General features: G+C 50.4%; 10 protein-coding genes. 2 read left to right on the top strand and 8 right to left on the bottom strand.

Annotated elements, in window-relative coordinates; genetic code table 11:
• Complete coding sequence (locus EV209_RS09210; RefSeq protein WP_130435164.1) at nt 1-1,488, bottom strand: glutamate synthase subunit beta; 1,488 nt, start codon at nt 1,486-1,488, stop codon at nt 1-3.
• Between the two features lie 9 nt (nt 1,489-1,497).
• The gene (gene gltB, locus EV209_RS09205) at nt 1,498-6,054 is read right to left on the bottom strand and encodes a glutamate synthase large subunit (RefSeq protein ID WP_130435163.1); all 4,557 of its coding nucleotides are present in this window, start codon (nt 6,052-6,054) and stop codon (nt 1,498-1,500) included.
• A 435-nt stretch (nt 6,055-6,489) separates the two neighbouring features.
• Here gltB and EV209_RS09200 point away from each other — a divergent pair, with 435 nt between their 5' ends.
• A complete protein-coding gene (locus EV209_RS09200; protein ID WP_130435162.1) occupies nt 6,490-8,226 on the top strand; it encodes an ammonium transporter in 1,737 nt (578 codons plus the stop codon).
• Between the two features lie 82 nt (nt 8,227-8,308).
• Here the strand turns inward: EV209_RS09200 and EV209_RS09195 are convergent, their stop codons facing one another.
• On the bottom strand, nt 8,309-8,902 hold the full coding sequence (locus EV209_RS09195; protein WP_130435161.1) for a zinc dependent phospholipase C family protein: 594 nt from the start codon (nt 8,900-8,902) through the stop codon (nt 8,309-8,311).
• A gap of 169 nt (nt 8,903-9,071) precedes the next feature.
• Here EV209_RS09195 and EV209_RS09190 point away from each other — a divergent pair, with 169 nt between their 5' ends.
• Nucleotides 9,072-9,812: a lysophospholipid acyltransferase family protein gene (locus EV209_RS09190; RefSeq protein WP_130435160.1), complete on the top strand. Its 741-nt coding sequence runs from the start codon at nt 9,072-9,074 to the stop codon at nt 9,810-9,812.
• 103 nt (nt 9,813-9,915) lie between these two features.
• On the opposite strand, the gene EV209_RS09185 is transcribed toward EV209_RS09190, so the two are convergent.
• The 5 genes from EV209_RS09185 to EV209_RS09165 all read right to left on the bottom strand — a co-directional run bounded on the left by EV209_RS09185 (nt 9,916) and on the right by EV209_RS09165 (nt 17,481).
• Entirely contained in the window at nt 9,916-12,648 is a 2,733-nt protein-coding gene (locus EV209_RS09185) for an efflux RND transporter periplasmic adaptor subunit (RefSeq protein ID WP_130435159.1), read from the bottom strand.
• 18 nt (nt 12,649-12,666) lie between these two features.
• The gene (locus tag EV209_RS09180) at nt 12,667-13,851 is read right to left on the bottom strand and encodes an ABC transporter permease (protein WP_130435158.1); all 1,185 of its coding nucleotides are present in this window, start codon (nt 13,849-13,851) and stop codon (nt 12,667-12,669) included.
• The gene (locus EV209_RS09175) at nt 13,848-14,519 is read right to left on the bottom strand and encodes an ABC transporter ATP-binding protein (RefSeq protein WP_130435157.1); all 672 of its coding nucleotides are present in this window, start codon (nt 14,517-14,519) and stop codon (nt 13,848-13,850) included. The genes EV209_RS09180 and EV209_RS09175 overlap by 4 nt, the downstream gene beginning before the upstream one ends.
• A gap of 13 nt (nt 14,520-14,532) precedes the next feature.
• Nucleotides 14,533-16,236: an efflux RND transporter periplasmic adaptor subunit gene (locus EV209_RS09170; protein WP_130435156.1), complete on the bottom strand. Its 1,704-nt coding sequence runs from the start codon at nt 16,234-16,236 to the stop codon at nt 14,533-14,535.
• Between the two features lie 138 nt (nt 16,237-16,374).
• The gene (locus EV209_RS09165; protein WP_243647560.1) at nt 16,375-17,481 is read right to left on the bottom strand and encodes a sensor histidine kinase; all 1,107 of its coding nucleotides are present in this window, start codon (nt 17,479-17,481) and stop codon (nt 16,375-16,377) included.
• Nucleotides 17,482-17,566 lie beyond the last annotated feature (85 nt).

The raw sequence follows: 17,566 nt of genomic DNA, 5'->3' as shown, positions 1-17,566 counted from the left end.
TCACATTAAATTGGTGTATCCCATCAGCGATTCGTCCACAGCCCGGGCAGCTTCTCTCCCTTCCCGAATTGCCCATACCACCAGAGACTGTCCCCTTCTGGCGTCTCCCGCCGCAAATACCCGCGGTACGGAAGTCTCATATTTTTCCGCATCCGTCCTGATATTGGTGCGCATATCCAATTCTGTCCCGAACGCCTCTGCCACATAAGGTTCCGTTCCCAGGAATCCTGCTGCAATCAGCACCAGGTCTGCCGGAATCACTTCTTCTGAATCCGGCACAGCGGCCATCCTGGTTTTCCCTGTTTCTTTGTCTTTCTCCGGCCGCAGTTTCACGGTCCTGACCTGGACCACCTGGCCTTCTTTCCCCATAATAAATTCCTGTACCGTAGTCTGATAAACCCTGGGGTCTTTTCCAAATACCGCAGCAGCTTCCTCCTGACCGTAATCTGTTTTCAGCACTTTCGGCCACTCAGGCCATGGGTTATCCTCTGTTCTGGAAACAGGGGGCTTTGGCATCATTTCCAGCTGGACTACGGATTCGGCGCCCAGGCGCAAAACCGTCCCCACACAGTCATTTCCTGTATCCCCGCCGCCGATTACCACCACATTCTTGCCTTTTGCCAGTTCAAAGGGCGGGTTCTCAAAATTGCTGGCCAGCAATGCCTTCGTAACCGCGCTCAAAAAATCCACGGCAAAATAGATTCCTTTCGCCTCTCTCCCCGGGACCTGTATTTCCCTGGGTTTGGAAGCGCCGCAGGCCAGAATGACCCTGTCAAAATCTTTCAACAATTCCCCGGCAGATATCTCCGCGCCTACATTGGCATTCAGAACAAATTTCACGCCCTCCTGCTCCATCAGCTTTATGCGCCGGTCAATCACGGATTTTTCCAGCTTCATATTGGGAATCCCATAGCGCAGCAAGCCTCCCGGGCGGTCATTTCGTTCATATACTGTCACAAGATGTCCTCTGCGGTTCAGCTGCATGGCAGCCGCCAGTCCCGCCGGCCCGCTGCCTACCACAGCAACTTTCTTTCCTGTCCGTACTCCCGGCGGTTTTGCCTCCACCCATCCTTTTTCAAAAGCCATCTCAATGATTGCCCGCTCATTTTCTTTTGTAGATACCGGCTCCCCATCCAGACCGCAGGTACAGGCCGCTTCGCAGAGGGCCGGACACACCCTGGATGTGAATTCCGGAAAGCAATGAGTGCTGGCCAAACGGCGGTAGGCCTGCTTCCAGTTTCCCAGATAAACCAGGTCATTTGTCTCGGGCACCAAATTATGCAGGGGACAGCCGGAGGCCATCCCGCCGATCATCATTCCCGATTGGCAGAAAGGTACGCCGCAGGCCATACATCTGGCTCCCTGTCTCCTCTGTTTCTCTGTACTCAGCGGCATATGGAATTCATGAAAATGGCGGATGCGTTCCAGCGGAGCCTCCGCCTTGGATGTCTCTCTTTTATATTCTAAAAATCCTGTAGGCTTTCCCATTTTTCCTCCTCACTGCTGAACTCCGGCGCTCTCATAAAACGCTTCCATCTGTGCCTGCTCCGCCGTCAATCCCTTTTCTTCAAGTTTGGCGCTGAGCAGCAGCATCTTCTGATACTCATTCGGAATCAATTTTTTAAACCTGGGCAAGTAAGCTGCATAATTTTCCAGGATCTCCTTTCCTTTTTTCGAGCCGGTTGCCCTGACATGGGCCTCTATCATTTCTCTTAGTTCTTCTTCATCATATTTATTATTGATTTTTTCAATGGAAATCATGGCTTTATTCATATTTTTATAGAGCTCATTGTTTTCATCCAGAACATAGGCTATCCCGCCGCTCATTCCTGCCGCGAAATTTTTACCGGTGCGGCCCAGCACTGCCACCCTTCCGCCCGTCATATACTCGCAGCCATGCTCTCCCACGCCTTCCACCACCGCGATGGCTCCTGAATTGCGGACTGCAAACCGCTCTCCGGCCACGCCGTTAATATAAGCGGTTCCGCCGGTGGCGCCGTACAGCGCCACATTGCCGATGATAATATTCTCGTCTGCCTGGTACCCCGCGTTTTCCGGCACTTTTACAATCAGCTTGCCTCCGGACAGCCCTTTCCCGAAGTAGTCATTGCTGTCCCCTGTCAGCTCCAGGGTCAGCCCTCTGGGGATGAAAGCTCCGAAACTCTGGCCGCCAGCCCCCTTGCAGTGAATCACCACAGTATCTTCCGGCAGGCCATCCTTATGGTATCTGGTAATCTCGGAACCCAATATTGTACCAAAAGACCGGTCCGTGTTGCCTACCTTCAGATGTAGTTCCGTTTTTTCCCCCTTTTTCACTGCGCCTCCGCATTTTTTCAACAATACTTTTACATCCAGCGTATTTTCCAGATTAAAATGATAGGCGTCCTTGGGGCGGAAGGTCACATTTTCCGCCCCTGCATATGGATTATCCAGAATCGCTCCCAGATCCAGCTTTCCCTGGTGTGGCTCCTTTGACGCTGCGTTCTCCGACATCTTTAACAGATCAGTACGCCCGACCATCTCATCTACCGTGCGCAGACCCAGCTTTGCCATGTATTCCCGAAGCTCCTGTGCGATAAAACGCATAAAATTCTCCACATATTCAGGTTTTCCCCGAAAACGTTTTCGCAGCTCCGGGTTCTGCGTGGCAATGCCCACCGGACAGGTGTCCAGGTTGCAAACCCGCATCATCACGCAGCCCAAAGTCACCAATGGCGCGGTGGCGAAGCCAAATTCCTCCGCTCCCAGCAGCGCCGCCACAGCCACGTCCCGTCCGCTCATCAGTTTGCCGTCTGTCTCAATGCGAACCCGGTTCCTCAGGCCGTTCATCAGCAATGTCTGATGAGTCTCTGCCAGCCCCAGTTCCCAGGGCAGGCCCGCATTATGAATAGAACTTCTGGGCGCGGCGCCTGTGCCTCCGTCATAGCCGGAGATCAGAATTACCTGAGCGCCGGCTTTGGCTACGCCAGCGGCCACAGTGCCCACGCCAGCCTCGGAAACCAGTTTTACTGAAACATCCGCCATGGTATTGGCATTTTTCAGATCATAAATCAACTGGGCCAGATCCTCAATGGAGTAGATATCGTGGTGAGGCGGCGGAGAAATCAGGCTGACTCCCGGCGTGGAGTGACGGGTTTTCGCCACCCAGGGATAGACTTTTTTAGCCGGCAGATGCCCGCCTTCCCCGGGTTTTGCACCCTGTGCCATTTTGATCTGGATTTCTTTTGCGCTGACCAGATAACGGCTGGTGACGCCGAACCGTCCGCTGGCCACCTGCTTGATGGCGGAGCATCTGTCTGTTTCCGACCCTGCGGAATCCAGGCGCTCCTCACTTTCTCCGCCCTCTCCTGTATTGGATTTACCCTGCAGTCGGTTCATGGCGATGGCAAGGGTCTCATGAGCCTCCTGAGAGATGGAGCCAAAAGACATGGCTCCGGTTTTAAAGCGCTTTACAATTTCTTCCACCGGCTCCACCTCTTCCAGCGGGACAGGAGTTTCACTGTAGACAAAGTCCAGCAGGCCCCGGAGATTTCCGCTGTTTTCTTCATCCACCAGGCGGGTATATTCCTGAAACAGATCATACCGCCCCAGTCTGGAAGATTGTTGAAGCAGGTGGATGACTGCGGGATTGAACCGGTGCTGTTCCCTGCCGCTGCGCATCTTGTGAGCGCCCACGCTGTCCAGCGTCAGATCCACTTCCAGTCCCAGAGGGTCAAATGCCTCTGAATGAAGGCGTTCCACATCCTGCGCAATATCTTCCAGGGTAATTCCGCCTACCCGGCTGACAGTTCCCGCAAAATATTTTTCTGTCACTTCCTCAGAAATACCCACTGCCTCAAAAATCTTGGAACCCTGATAGGACTGTATGGTGGAAATCCCCATCTTAGATGCAATTTTTACGATGCCGCTGATCACCGCGTGATTATAATCGTCCACTGCCGCATAATAGTCTTTACTCAGCATGCCTGTGTCAATGAGTTCCCGGACGGTCTCCAGAGCCAGGTAAGGATTGACGGCGCTGGCTCCGTACCCCAATAGCGCTGCAAAATGGTGAACCTCTCTGGGCTCGCCGGACTCCAGGATAATGGCTACAGAAGTGCGTTTTTTTGTCTTGACCAGATGCTGATGCACTGCCGAAACTGCCAGCAGAGACGGGATTGGCATGTGATTTTCATCCACGCCGCGGTCAGACAAAACCAGCAGGCTCGCGCCGTCCCGATATGCCTTATCCACTTCCACAAACAGCCGGTCTATCGCCCGTTCCAGTTTTGTGCTCTTATAGTATATAGTAGAAACTACCGCCACCTGAAACCCCGGCTGATCCAGATTTTTAATTTTCAGCATGTCTGTATTGGTCAGAATCGGGTTATTAATTTTCAGCACATGGCAGTTTTCCGGACTCTCCTCCAGAAGATTGCCGTCACGTCCCACATATACCGCGGTGCTGGTAACTATCTCCTCCCGTATTGCGTCGATGGGAGGATTGGTGACCTGCGCAAACAGCTGCTTAAAATAATCAAACAGCGGTCTTCGTTCCTTAGACAGCGCTGCCAGCGGCGTATCCGCCCCCATCGCCCCAATGCTCTCCGCTCCGTTCAGCGCCATATTCAAAATGCTGGTACGGTACTGTTCATATGTGTAGCCAAAAGCTTTTTGAAGCCGTGCCCGCTGCTCCGGTTCATAAAAATCCACACGTTTATTAGGAATTTTCACATTTTTTAATTCCAACAGATTGCTGTCCAGCCATTCTCCGTAAGGCTGGCGTCCGGCATAGTATTCTTTCAGCTCCTTGTTGTCCAGCACCCTGCCCTGTACCGTGTCTACCAAAAGCATTTTTCCCGGATGCAAGCGTTCTTTAAGAATGATTTTCTCTTCCGGAACCGGCAGCACCCCCACCTCCGAGGAAAGAATCACATTTCCGTCAGAAGTGATATAATATCTGGAAGGGCGCAGGCCGTTCCTGTCCAGAACGGCGCCCATTACATCCCCGTCTGAAAACAAAATGGAAGCCGGGCCGTCCCAGGGCTCCATCATGGTGGCATAGTACTGATAAAAGTCCCGCTCTTCCTGGGAAATTGTTCCGTTATTGGCCCAGGGTTCCGGGATGGTAACCATCACAGCCAACGGCAGAGGCATCCCGCTCATCGCCAGAAATTCCAGCGTATTGTCCAGCATGGCGGAATCCGACCCCCGCCGGTTGATCACTGGCAGAATCTTGTGCATCTGATCTTTTAAATAGGGAGATTCCATATTTTCTTCTCTGGCCAGCATCTTATCCGCGTTTCCCCGGATAGTATTAATCTCTCCATTATGTACGATAAAGCGGTTGGGATGCGCCCGTTCCCAGCTGGGATCCGTATTGGTGCTGAATCTGGAATGTACCAGCGCAATAGCGGAATCATAGGAGGGATCCTGCAGATCAGCAAAAAACGTGCGCAGCTGTCCCACCAGAAACATCCCCTTATACACAATGGTACGGCTGCTCATGGACACTACATAAGTATTATCATTGCTTTGTTCAAATTCCCGCCGGGCAATATACAGACGGCGGTCAAATTCCAGACCCTTTTCCACATCGGCAGGTTTTAGTATAAACGCCTGCATAATGCAGGGCATACATTCTCTGGCTTTATGTCCCAGGACTTCCGAACGGACCGGTACAATTCTCCAGCCGGCCAGCTCCAGCCCCTCCTTCTCAATAATAATCTCAAACATCTTCTTCGCCTGATTGCGGGCCAGCTCATTTTGCGGAAAAAACAGCTGAGCAATTCCGTATTCCCGCTCTTCACCGATTTCAATTCCCGCTTCCCCGCATACTTTCCGAAAAAACCTGTGAGAAATCTGCAGCAGAATCCCCACTCCGTCGCCTGTCTTTCCTTCCGCATCCTTTCCCGCACGGTGTTCCAGATTCTCTACGATTTTCAGCGCGCCGGCAACAGTGTCATGGCTTTTCCTGCCTTTCATATTGACAACCGCGCCGATTCCGCAGTTATCGTGTTCAAACTCGGGGCGGTAAAGACCCTGGCCAGGATTTCCTTCTGTTTTTGTCTTCATCGTCTTCATCCTTTCTTAAAAAAGAATCCCGCTCGCGGAGCGGTTTTATTTCACAGGAACTCTTTTCCTGTGGAATAAAACAAGCGCCAGAAACAGACCCGTACGGTTCCTCCGCAGTCTGTATCCGGCGCCTTTGCCAGCTATCCTTTAACACATTAAGTTGTAAATAGCACTCCCCTATTATCTTTCTCTCGCGTACATTTGTCAACCCCAAATTTTCATTTTTTTAAGAAAGTCATTGACAACCGGCTTTTTTTGTGTATACTAAGGGAATATAAAGCACAGGCGCTTTAGAATGAATTTTCGTTCTAAGGCGCCTTTTCTTTATACTTCTGTACCGGTTTGCCGGTACAGCCCCCTTGGCTGCTGCGAATGCCCGGGATTCCAGACGGCCATAACTGTATTTCCGATTTTTTTAATAGGAGGATATGAAAAATGGGTGAATTTTCTTCGGTAAACACAATCTGGGTGCTGGTAGGCGCCGCTCTGGTATTTTTCATGCAGGCAGGCTTTGCTATGGTGGAGGCCGGTTTTACAAGAGCCAAAAATGCCGGTAACATTATTATGAAGAATCTGATGGATTTCTGCATCGGCACTCCGGTGTTCTGGCTGGTAGGATTCGGCCTGATGTTCGGAGCCGGAAGCAGTATCGTGGGCACCATCGGAGGCATCGCCTCTGAGGCAAATTATGGGGCCGGAATGCTTCCGGCCGGCGTTCCCTTCTGGGCGTTCCTGATCTTCCAGACAGTTTTCTGCGCCACAGCGGCCACTATCGTTTCCGGAGCCATGGCTGAGCGCACAAAATTTATTTCCTACTGCATATACAGCCTTCTGATCAGTCTCTTTGTGTATCCCATTTCCGGCCATTGGATCTGGGGAGGCGGCTGGCTGGCTGAGATGGGATTCCATGACTTCGCCGGCTCCTGCGCCGTACATATGGTAGGCGGAGTCGCCGCACTGGTGGGCGCAAAGATCCTGGGACCCCGTATCGGCAAGTACGATAAAAGCGGAAAGCCCAAAGCAATTCCCGGCCACAACCTGACCATCGGCGCACTGGGCGTCTTTATTCTCTGGTTTTGCTGGTTTGGTTTCAACGGCGCCTCCACTGTCAGCATGGAGGGCGAGGCAATTGTATCCGCAGGCAAAATATTTGTAACCACAAACCTGGCAGCAGCAGTAGCCGCCATTACAGTCATGATTATCACCTGGGTCCGTTATAAAAAGCCGGATGTATCCATGTCATTAAATGGCGTTCTGGCAGGCCTGGTGGCCATAACGGCAGGCTGCGATACCGTTTCTCCCGCTTCTTCGGCCATCATAGGAATCATTGCCGGTTTTGCAGTTGTATTCGGCATTGAATTTATTGATAAAGTAGCCAAAATCGACGACCCGGTGGGTGCAATCGGCGTACACGGCCTCTGCGGCGCGCTGGGCACTCTCTGCGTAGGCCTGTTTTCCGACGGAGCGGGCACAGCGCATCTGGGACTTTTTACAGGCGGCGGGTTCCAGCAGCTGGGAATTCAGGCGCTGGGCACCGTATCCGTCATCGCCTGGGTGGCGGTCGTCATGACCATCGTGTTCCAGGTTCTCAAGCATACCATCGGCCTGCGAGTCTCCGCTGAAGAGGAAATCGCCGGGCTGGATGTCATGGAGCATGGACTTGACAGCAGCTATGCGGGATTCATGGTACAGGACGCCCTTCCGTCTGTCCCCACTCCCATGGGCTTCAAAACCCCTGAATCTGCCGCGCCGGTTTCCGCGGCATCTGCACCCGCAGAATCAACCAAAGCGGTAAAATCTGAAATCCATAAACTGACAAAAGTAGTTATCATCACCCGCCAGAATAAACTGGATGAGTTCATGCAGGCCATGAATAATATCGGGGTAACCGGAATCACAATCACCAACGTCATGGGCTGCGGCATACAGAAAGGCTCCTCCGCTTATTACCGGGGCGTTGAGATGAACATGAACCTGCTTCCTAAAGTAAAAATTGAAATTGTAGTCAGTCTGGTCCCTGTACAGACAGTTATTGATACAGCCAAGAAAGTGCTTTATACCGGTAATATCGGAGACGGAAAAGTATTCGTTTACGATATAGAAAACGTGGTAAAAATCCGTACCGGTGAAGAAGGATACCTCGCACTGCAGGACACATCCTCTAAAGAATAATTCATCATACAGGAACGCCGCAGCCTCCAGAGGCTGCGGCGTTCCTTTCACGATATAAAATTTAAAAATTCATGGACAGTATTTAAACCATAACTCCCACAGGATAGCGCATCCTCCTCTGCTGGTATGAAAGTTCCATCACCATTGCAGCTACCTGATAGCATACTGTTATAATATACTGGCAGTCCAGCTCCACACTGGCGGGAAGCCTGCAGTATTCCTCATGCATCTTCCTGATATACTGGCAAAGTGAACCGGGGGTATGCACCTCAGCCAATTGGGGAAAAGCCTCGGCCTGATAACCTCCGCGGATATATGCGCCCAACTGGTTCTTCAGTTGTTTTTCATACATGCAATGGTCTTTCAGATTCCCCTTAAAATGAGCATTGTGAGGATATGTAAAATAATCTGCCAGGTAATGGATCACCTGCCCGAGGTCTCTGCAAAACGCCCTGTCATTTTCTTCATATTTTTCATCCAGCAGCACCAGCCGTTCGATGGCGCCGAACACGGCAGCCGCTGTCTCTTCAAATTCGTGTTTTGTTGTAACAAAGGAAGGTTTACAGTCAGGTAAAACATTTCCCAAAATAAATGCCTTCCGGTGGCGGAACAGTTCTGCGCAGTCCATATCATACGCCAGATAACGCCCCAGAGACACATGTGATTTTTTTCTCATTCAAACGCCCTCCAAATCAACCTTTTATATTGTACTCGCATACCGGTCCAAAAGTCAATGGTTCTTTTTGCTATTTTGCAAATTTAATAATTGCCAGAGGGCATTGGAACATGATATACTTTCTTTAACGGTTTGCAATTATATTATAACAATACGGAGGAAAAATAAAATGATACGATTAATTCTCGTGCTGATTGCAGTAATTGTATATCTGCTTGTGGGAATACTGCTGCAGCTGATCGAGTGGATGATCGGTAAGTTTAATAAGCCCCTGAAGGACCGCAGCTCTCTGGCTCTGATCAAAGGCGTATTCCGCGTCATCCTGTTTTTGTCCGGCACCAAAGTCACCGTTTTAGGGAAGGAAAATGTTCCCACAGACCAGGCTGTGCTCTATGTCGGCAACCACCGCAGCTATTTTGATATTGTGATCGGTTACACACTCGTCCCCGGCCTTACAGGCTTTGTGGCAAAAAAAGAAATGGAGAAGATTCCGCTCCTGTCTTTATGGATGAAAATGCTGTACTGCCTGTTCCTGGACCGCAAAGATATCAAAGAAGGTATGAAAACAATCCTCAAGGGAATTGAGTATGTTAAGAAAGGAATTTCCATCTGGATTTTCCCGGAAGGCACCCGGAACCGGAATGAAGAAGGCTCCATGCTTCCTTTCCACGAAGGTTCCCTGAAAATTGCAGAAAAAGGAAAATGCCCTATTATTCCGGTGGCCTTCCACCATACGGCGGACATTTTTGAAGCCCATGTTCCTTTTATCCGCAGGGCTGAAGTCACCGTGGAGTTCGGAAAGCCAATTATTATCTCAGAACTGGAAAAAGACCAAAAGAAATTCCTGGGCGCATATACACAGGATATTATCGCCCAAATGATCAGGGAACCCGGAAGCGCCAAACGCTGAAATAATTATTTTAACGAATATTGTTCACATACAGGCAGGGCCGAAGCGGTATACCGCTGTCAGGCCCTGCCTGTATGTGTTACGATCAAAAGGCAGAATTCCATCATTTTTCAATCGCAGAAAAGAAGTTGTAAGTCAGTGTATCCGCATAGCGGTAAAACACATTGCTTCCGGTTTCTATACCGGATACAATTTCCACTAATATCCCGTCAGAAACCCCGGTTTTCACTTCCACAAGACCTCCCAAAGCGTCCTTTTTCTCATCGTAGCTCGTATAGACATAGGTTTTCCCGTCTCTTTCTTCCAAAGCCGCCGCGGGAATTGCAGCGGCCGCCTCGCTCTCTGCCGTTGTGATCTTGACGGCAGCGTTCATCCCGGCAATCAGATTTTTTTCTTTCGGAAGCGATACAGTTACACTATATTTTGTATTGCTGCCTTCATTGGAGCCGGTCCTTCCAATCCCGGTGATGGCGCCGGTGAATTCCTGCCCTTTCAGCGCCTCCAGCGTAATCTTTACGGGCAGATCTTCCTGTATAGAAAGGATATCGAGCTCATCCACGCTGATCGTGATGCTCATACTCTCCTGTGATGTGATAGAAAGCACCTGCTTTTCTGCCAGACTGTACTGTTCGTAAATTTTTTCTTCGTTTTCCTTCTCTTGCTGGGTTTCGCCTGCTTCGCCCGAGAAAGAGGGAGACTCTGCAGAACCTGACGGGAAAGAACCTGAACCGGAGGGAAAAGAGCCGCCGCTCCCCTGAGAAGGAAATGCAGATATTCCCGGATCTGAAGGACTCATCGGATCGGCAGGCTTCTGTGGGGCAGTAGGTCCCTGAGGGTCGGCGGGTTCCTGAGGGTCAGTAGGTTCCTGAGGGTCAGTAGGTTCCTGAGGGTCAGTAGGTTCCTGAGGGTCAGTAGGTTCCTGAGGGTCAGTGGGTTCCTGAGGGTCAGTAGGTTCCTGAGAATCTTCATTTTCACCGGCAGCACGACTGCACACTATCCAGACCGGAGTCATGGATCCCGCTGTACCGGCCTGAACGGTAATAACACAAAATTCACCGGGAACAAGCTTCGATGCGCTGATTGTTTTCCATATCCCGTCCTGATACGCATAAACCAAGTCGGCTCCTTCACAGGAATAGGAACCCGTATACTCATAATCTTCTCCTGACAGCCCGGAAAGATTCGTATAATCCAACGCTCCGATTGCAGCTGAGGATACGGAGAACTCAACGCTTTCTTTGCCGGATGAAACAACTTTTGCAGCAAAATTCTGCAGTACGGAATCATCTTCTCCTGTTGGTGAATTGGAGAGCAGCCTCGCTTGCACAGCGCTTTGCTCGGGGCGGGTCATAAAACCAGTAAAGGAAACTGACGATTCCTGGATAACCGCACTGTCTTCGGGAATTCCGGACACGGTTCCATCCGATTCGGCATAGAGATATCCGTCCTGATAAAGCAGAAACAGGGAATCCATCTGATCCTCCAGCGCTCTTCTTCGGTTCAGAAGACTTTGATAAGTGCTTGTATGCCCTACATCGCTGAGCGTTAAAAGGGTGTCGCCCTCATCCACATAAGTATTTACCTCCACCGGCACGGAAGAAATCTTCCCATAATACCCGGTGATTTTCAATTCGCTGTGTATATACAGGCTGCCTTCGCCAAGCTGTCCTCCATCTTCCCTCCATACGGATACCGAATCGCCGCAGTTTCCCGATTCATCGGAAATCGTAACAGTCAAAATTCCGTCTTCATTTGCCGAAACACGTCCGTTTTCCTCCGCCCCGTCAGGAAGAATGACTTTAACCGTATCACCTACGGAAGCGCCATCTGTAACTTCCAGATTTACAGCCATAAGGCCATCCAGCGAAAGCAGCATCAGGCATCCATGCTCGGATACGGTATCCAAAACGCCCGCATCTTCCTGCGCGTAAATCAATTTAACTCTTCCGCCCACAGCAGCCGTAATCGAAGCAGCAGCGTTTTCTTCAGCGGCTGCGTCCAGATCCGCGTCAAGCTCATCTATTATCCCTTGAAGTTCCGCGATAGCAACACCTACCGAAGCCTTATTGACGGAAGCCAGAATATCCCCCGCCGCAACCGTGTCGCCGTTGTTCACATGATAAGCTGTCAGAGTAACGCTGTCAGGAATGCTGACCCGTTCAGACGTCTCATCTGTCAGCGTTCCTGTCCCGGAGATCACAGTAGATATCGTGCCTTTCTCCGCTGTACCGGATACCACCTGTTTGTCTGCGTACACAGCGTCTGTATCAGAATTTCGGAGAGGCAGCGACGCAATCACCGCTGCGACAGCAATTACAAGACACGCCGGGAGAATCCAGCCTCCCTTTTTCTTCTTCTTTACATCCTCGTCATCCTCCGGGCCTTCTTTTGGATCCGCAATAAGCCGCTGCGCCCCGGCAGATGATTTCTTTCTAATACGGATATACAAGAACAGGCAGCTCCCGCCGCCCAGCAGGCAGACGATCAAAATCGGGAGCCATGCTCTGCGGACAAGAGACAAGAAACTATTCCCACCGCCAAAAGGCTGCTGGCCGTTTAATGAGAAGTCTTCCGTATTGCCGCCCGGGAAGTTAAATCCGCCTTCCGGCATCGAAAAATCTTCCGGCATGGAGAACTGTCCGTTGGGTGTTTCTCCGCTCCCGTTAAAGGAGGGAATTGAGGATGGATCAAATTCAGAAAAATCCATTGCGCCCGCTGCGGGAGTCAGGGCGAGATTTAATAAATCAGCAATCAATATGAGCATAAAAAATACCATGAGGATGATGCAGACGATTCCTCTTCTTTTTCTGGAAGAGGATATTGCTTTTTTATTCATTGGTTTATTCACCTCCATTTAACCACCGTAGTGGAGTGCGTCGATAGGCGCCATCTTCGCAGCTTTATTTGCCGGATACAGCCCGAACATGATTCCAATCATAAAGCAGAAGCCCACGGCGATCAGCACTACATTCCATTCCAGAGAAAACGACATACTGAGACTGGATACAACTACTGAAAGAATCCGAAGCACCGCCCATGACAGGAACACGCCAATGGCACAGCCAAACATGCAAAGGACAACCGATTCCAGAAGGAATTGCTGCAGGATGACCTTTCTCCCTGCGCCGATTGCTTTGCGGATGCCGATTTCCCGCGTCCGCTCCGTTACGGTAACAAGCATGATATTCATAATGCCAATCCCACCGACGATCAGGGAGATCCCCGCGATGCTGCCCAGCAGGATCATTAAGACAGAGGTTACGCTGCTCATAGCGTCCTCCAGCACATCCTGTGAAGATACCGTAAACGCATCATCGTCCTGGTCAAACCGCTCCATCAAAAGCGATGTCATAGCAGTCTCTGCCGCTGCCATGTCTGTTTCGGCGCTGACAGAAAAGCTGGTAATGTCGGACGATACCTCAGAAGACAGGCGCATCAGCGATGTATACGGGATATAAGCAACCATGGAACCGCTGCCAAAAACGGCCGTCAGAGAGTTCTCGTCATCTTCCAGCAGGCCAACAACGGTAAACTTAACGCCGTCCAGCGACACTTCTTCCCCGATGCAGTCCGTATACCCAATAAGTTCCGTTGCTGCCGTTTCGTTGATGACCGCCACATTCGTATGGCTATCCACATCGGAGGATTTGATGAACCTTCCCAATAAGAGAGAAAGGCCGTTGACCGTTTCATAAGCAGGGGTGGTTCCATATACAGTAACAGAGCTGCTGTTGCCCTCATATCTCCCCGTCACGCTGGTTTCGCCTGACGGTGCGATGAGTCCAATCCCGTCTTTCTCCATCCACTCATTCAGCGTCTGAAGCTTGACCGGCGCCCCTTTGTCATCAGAGATCGTCACTGAGAGCAGGTTATTGCCCAAGCTGGAAATAGAGTCCGTAACCGATCCGGTAGCTCCGCTGACCAAACTTACCAGGATGACCAGCGCCATGACGCCGATGATAATCCCCAGCATCGTTAAGAACGCCCGGAATTTGTTCCCGGCTATGGATTTTAGCGCCATTTTAAATGACTGAATCATACGCTCACCTCCGACAGCTTTCCATCACGGATATGTACGATCCGTGAAGCCTGCTCCGCGATCTCCTGATCGTGAGTGATGAGAACGATGGTATTGCCGTGGGCATGCAGCTCATGAAAAATATCCATGATCTCCTCCGTGGTTTTAGAATCCAGATTACCCGTGGGCTCATCTCCTAATATCAGCGACGGTCTTGTGACAATCGCTCTTGCAATGGCTACCCGCTGCTGCTGGCCCCCGGAGAGCTCCGAAGGAAGATGGCGCGACCGTTTTGTCAGATCGACCCGTTCAAGCGCCTCCGCGACGCGGGATTTTCGCTCCGCTTTGCCAATGCCCTGGTAAATCAGGGGCAGCTCCACATTTTCCTCAGCTGTCAGCTTATGGATCAGATTAAAGCTTTGAAACACAAATCCGATTTTCCGGTTACGTATTTTGGCGAGTTCAGTCTCCGTATAAGCTTCAATGGGAATATCGTCCAAAAGGTAGGTGCCGGAATCCGCTGTATCCAGACAGCCGATGATATTCATCAGCGTGGATTTCCCGCTTCCGGAAGGACCGATAATACTGACAAACTCCCCTTCATCGATATGAAGCGTTGCTTTGTTCAGTGCGAATACCTTCCCGGAACCGATCTGATAGATCCGGGAAACGTTCTTTAAGTCGATCATGCTGTCCTCCTCCTTAATTTCCGGGAAAGTTCATTCCGCCTGAACCGCCTGGTATGTTATCCGGCATATTCCCGCCGCTTGGCATACCGCCCCCAGGCATACTGCCGCCGGACATTCCGCCCCCAGGCATTCCGCCGCCAAAGTTAAAGTTACCGAGACCGTTATCCTGTGATTCCGTATAATACACTGTATCGCCTTCTTTCAGCCCCTCCAATATCTCCACATAACTGCCATTGGATAGGCCGACTGTCACTTCCGTCATACCGTCAAGCTCTCCGGTGGATTCGTCATAAGAAGTATACACGTAGGCAGAGGAACTGGTTTTCCGAACAGCGTCATCCGGAAGAAGCAGCGCATTATCCACACCTTCAATCACAATAGACGCGGAAGCCGTCATGCCGGCCAGCATTCTATCCGCTCTGTCTAAGGTGATGGTAGCCGTATAAGTTGTTACACCGCCGGAACTGGATGCCGCAGACGTATCAATTTCCGTCACCGTACCGGTGTATGTATCATCTCCAATGGATTCCACGGTAACGGATACCTCCTGCCCCACTGCCAAAGAGAGCACATCCGTTTCATCTACGCTGATGGAAACGGTCATGCTTTTTTCCGGATCAATGGCAAGCAGCACGGATTCTTCTTCCGGTGCAGAAACAGCCGCAGTTTCGGTGGGAACCGCATTGCTTCCATATCCGGAATCGGACTGTGTATGGGTCTCCGAAGAATCCTGGTTGTAAGATACGCTGTCGATACTTCCTGAAATTGGCGCGAGAATTGCTCCGTCTTGATAGAGATTCACAAGTACCTGCAGTGTTTCCTCTAAAGTCTCCCGCTGCTCCAGGATACTGTCATAATTTGCGGAATAGGAGGTGCCGGTCAATGTAAGCAGCGCAGAAGCCTCACTAACAGCGCTGTTTTCTGTTACCTTTATAGACTCAACAGTTCCGGCATAGCCCGTAATTTTTAACGGCTCATGGATATACAGCTTCCCGCTGCCGGAGTCTCCAACAGTTACCGTATCCTGATAGGCCGGCCCGTCATCTTGAATCAAAACCGTTGTTTTTTCAGCCGTTACCTTTTCCACTGTCCCTGTATAGGCCGTTCCGTCCGATGCAGTCACTGTCATTGTATCTCCCACACTGTACGCAGTGGATTCCAGATCCACGGCCATATATCCGTCCAGAGACAACAGAAGGAGCGCACCGTTCTCATACATGACAGAGGAAACATCGTCGCCTTCCTCCACAAAGATCGCTTTTACGCGGCCTTTCATAGCGGTCTTAATGGTGGAATCCACTTCCTTGCCGCTGACATCCGCAAGCTGTTGATCCAACTCGTCCAGATTTTTTTGTGTGTCCGATAATGCCGACAGAACGGAAGCTGTGTCTACGGAAGCCAGAATGTCGCCTTCTCCCACAGATACGCCCGCTTCCACATAAACCTTTTTAATTTCCACGCCGGCCGGGACAGTCACCTCCCTGATCCCATCGCTTACAAGCGCACCTGAACCAGAAACAGTGGCGCTGATGCTGCCGGTGCTGACCTCAGCTCTTAAAACCTCCCGTTCTCCTGAAGCAAAATTCTGGCGTACCTGCTTTTGAAGAAAAAGAACCGCAGCAATCAGCAGCAGAACGGCAATGGCGGCAATACATATCCCGATGCGGATATGGCGGTTTCTGCGTTCCGCTTTAGATAATTTTTGGGTCGTACTCATGATATTTCCTCCTTACACCTTTGAATCTCGTTCATTATAAAAGGCGGGGCTAAAGACAGCCTAAAGGAAATTTCTAGTTCAAAAAAAGAAGCGTTTCCGTTTTGAAAACGCTTCCCTATGATGCATAATATCAGTATGCTATTTTAAGACAATACGGAAACCGATGAGATCATGACCTTTTTTGTATGCGCAAATTTCCCCGCGATGCTTTTCCACGGCGGCTTTGGCAATGGAAAGGCCAATTCCGAAACCGCCTGTAAAAGTTCGGGCCTTGTCCGCCCGGTAGAATCGGTCAAACAGCCTATCAAGTTCTATGTGATCCACCTCTGCGCATGTATTTTCCACACAGATCACAGGATGGCGTTTGGCGGTGAGGGCCAGGAAGATACTCCCGCCCTTATCGCAGTACTTCAGTGCGTTATCCAATAGGATTGAAATCACGCGCCGTATTTCCGCCTCATCACCAGTATATGTAATCCCTGGCTGCACATCTGCAAAGATAGGTTTTCCTTTTTCCTCCGCGAGCATCTTGAACTCAGATACCGTATCGGTAATGGCGTCACTGAGTGAAAATGCGCTGACATTGACATCCGTTTTTTCCTCATCCATGCGGGTGAGCATCACAAGTTGTTTCACAAGGGCATTCATCCGTTCACCCTCAGCACGAATATCATCCAGCCATTCGTTCTTTCCGATATCTGCCTCTATAATGTCCAAATTGGCAAGAATCAGTGTCAATGGCGTTTTCAGCTCGTGATTTGCGTCTGTAATAAATTGTTTCTGCTTTTCATAGCTCTCCGCAATGGGCCTAACGCTCCGTTTAGAAAACAGAATGATCAGAAGAAGGATCAGTACAAGGCTGAACAGCAGGACAATTCCCACTGTCAATAAGAGCATTCTTGTAAAAGAGCGGTTCATTGTCCCGTCAACAAATACTACAATCTGCCCCATGTATGTATCAGATATTTTATAGCGGTATCCGTCGATCCAGCCGCGCTCCTTTCCTGAGCCCATAGCCTGGCCGGCGTACTCCTGCGCGGCGTCAGCGGTGACAGAGGCAATAAATTCCACATCCGCTGAGACAAAATGCCCCAAAAGATCAAACCTAACTGTAAAAAAGCGGGTGCTGAAAGGGGTCTCCTCTGTGATAAAAGGTGCAAACCCTCCATCCGGAGGCGGGTTCATCTCGTTAAATTCCGGAAACCGGCCGTCATCCGGAGATATTTCGTCTGTTAACATATCCATCGTACTATTCAGGCTTTTCGTGCTTACTACACAGATGCCTGTATAAATTATGATAAAAACAATGATAACAGACAATCCACTGATC

Source organism: Cuneatibacter caecimuris, assembly GCF_004216775.1.
GTDB lineage: Bacteria > Bacillota > Clostridia > Lachnospirales > Lachnospiraceae > Cuneatibacter > Cuneatibacter caecimuris.
This window is presented reverse-complemented; position numbering and strand designations above follow the sequence as displayed.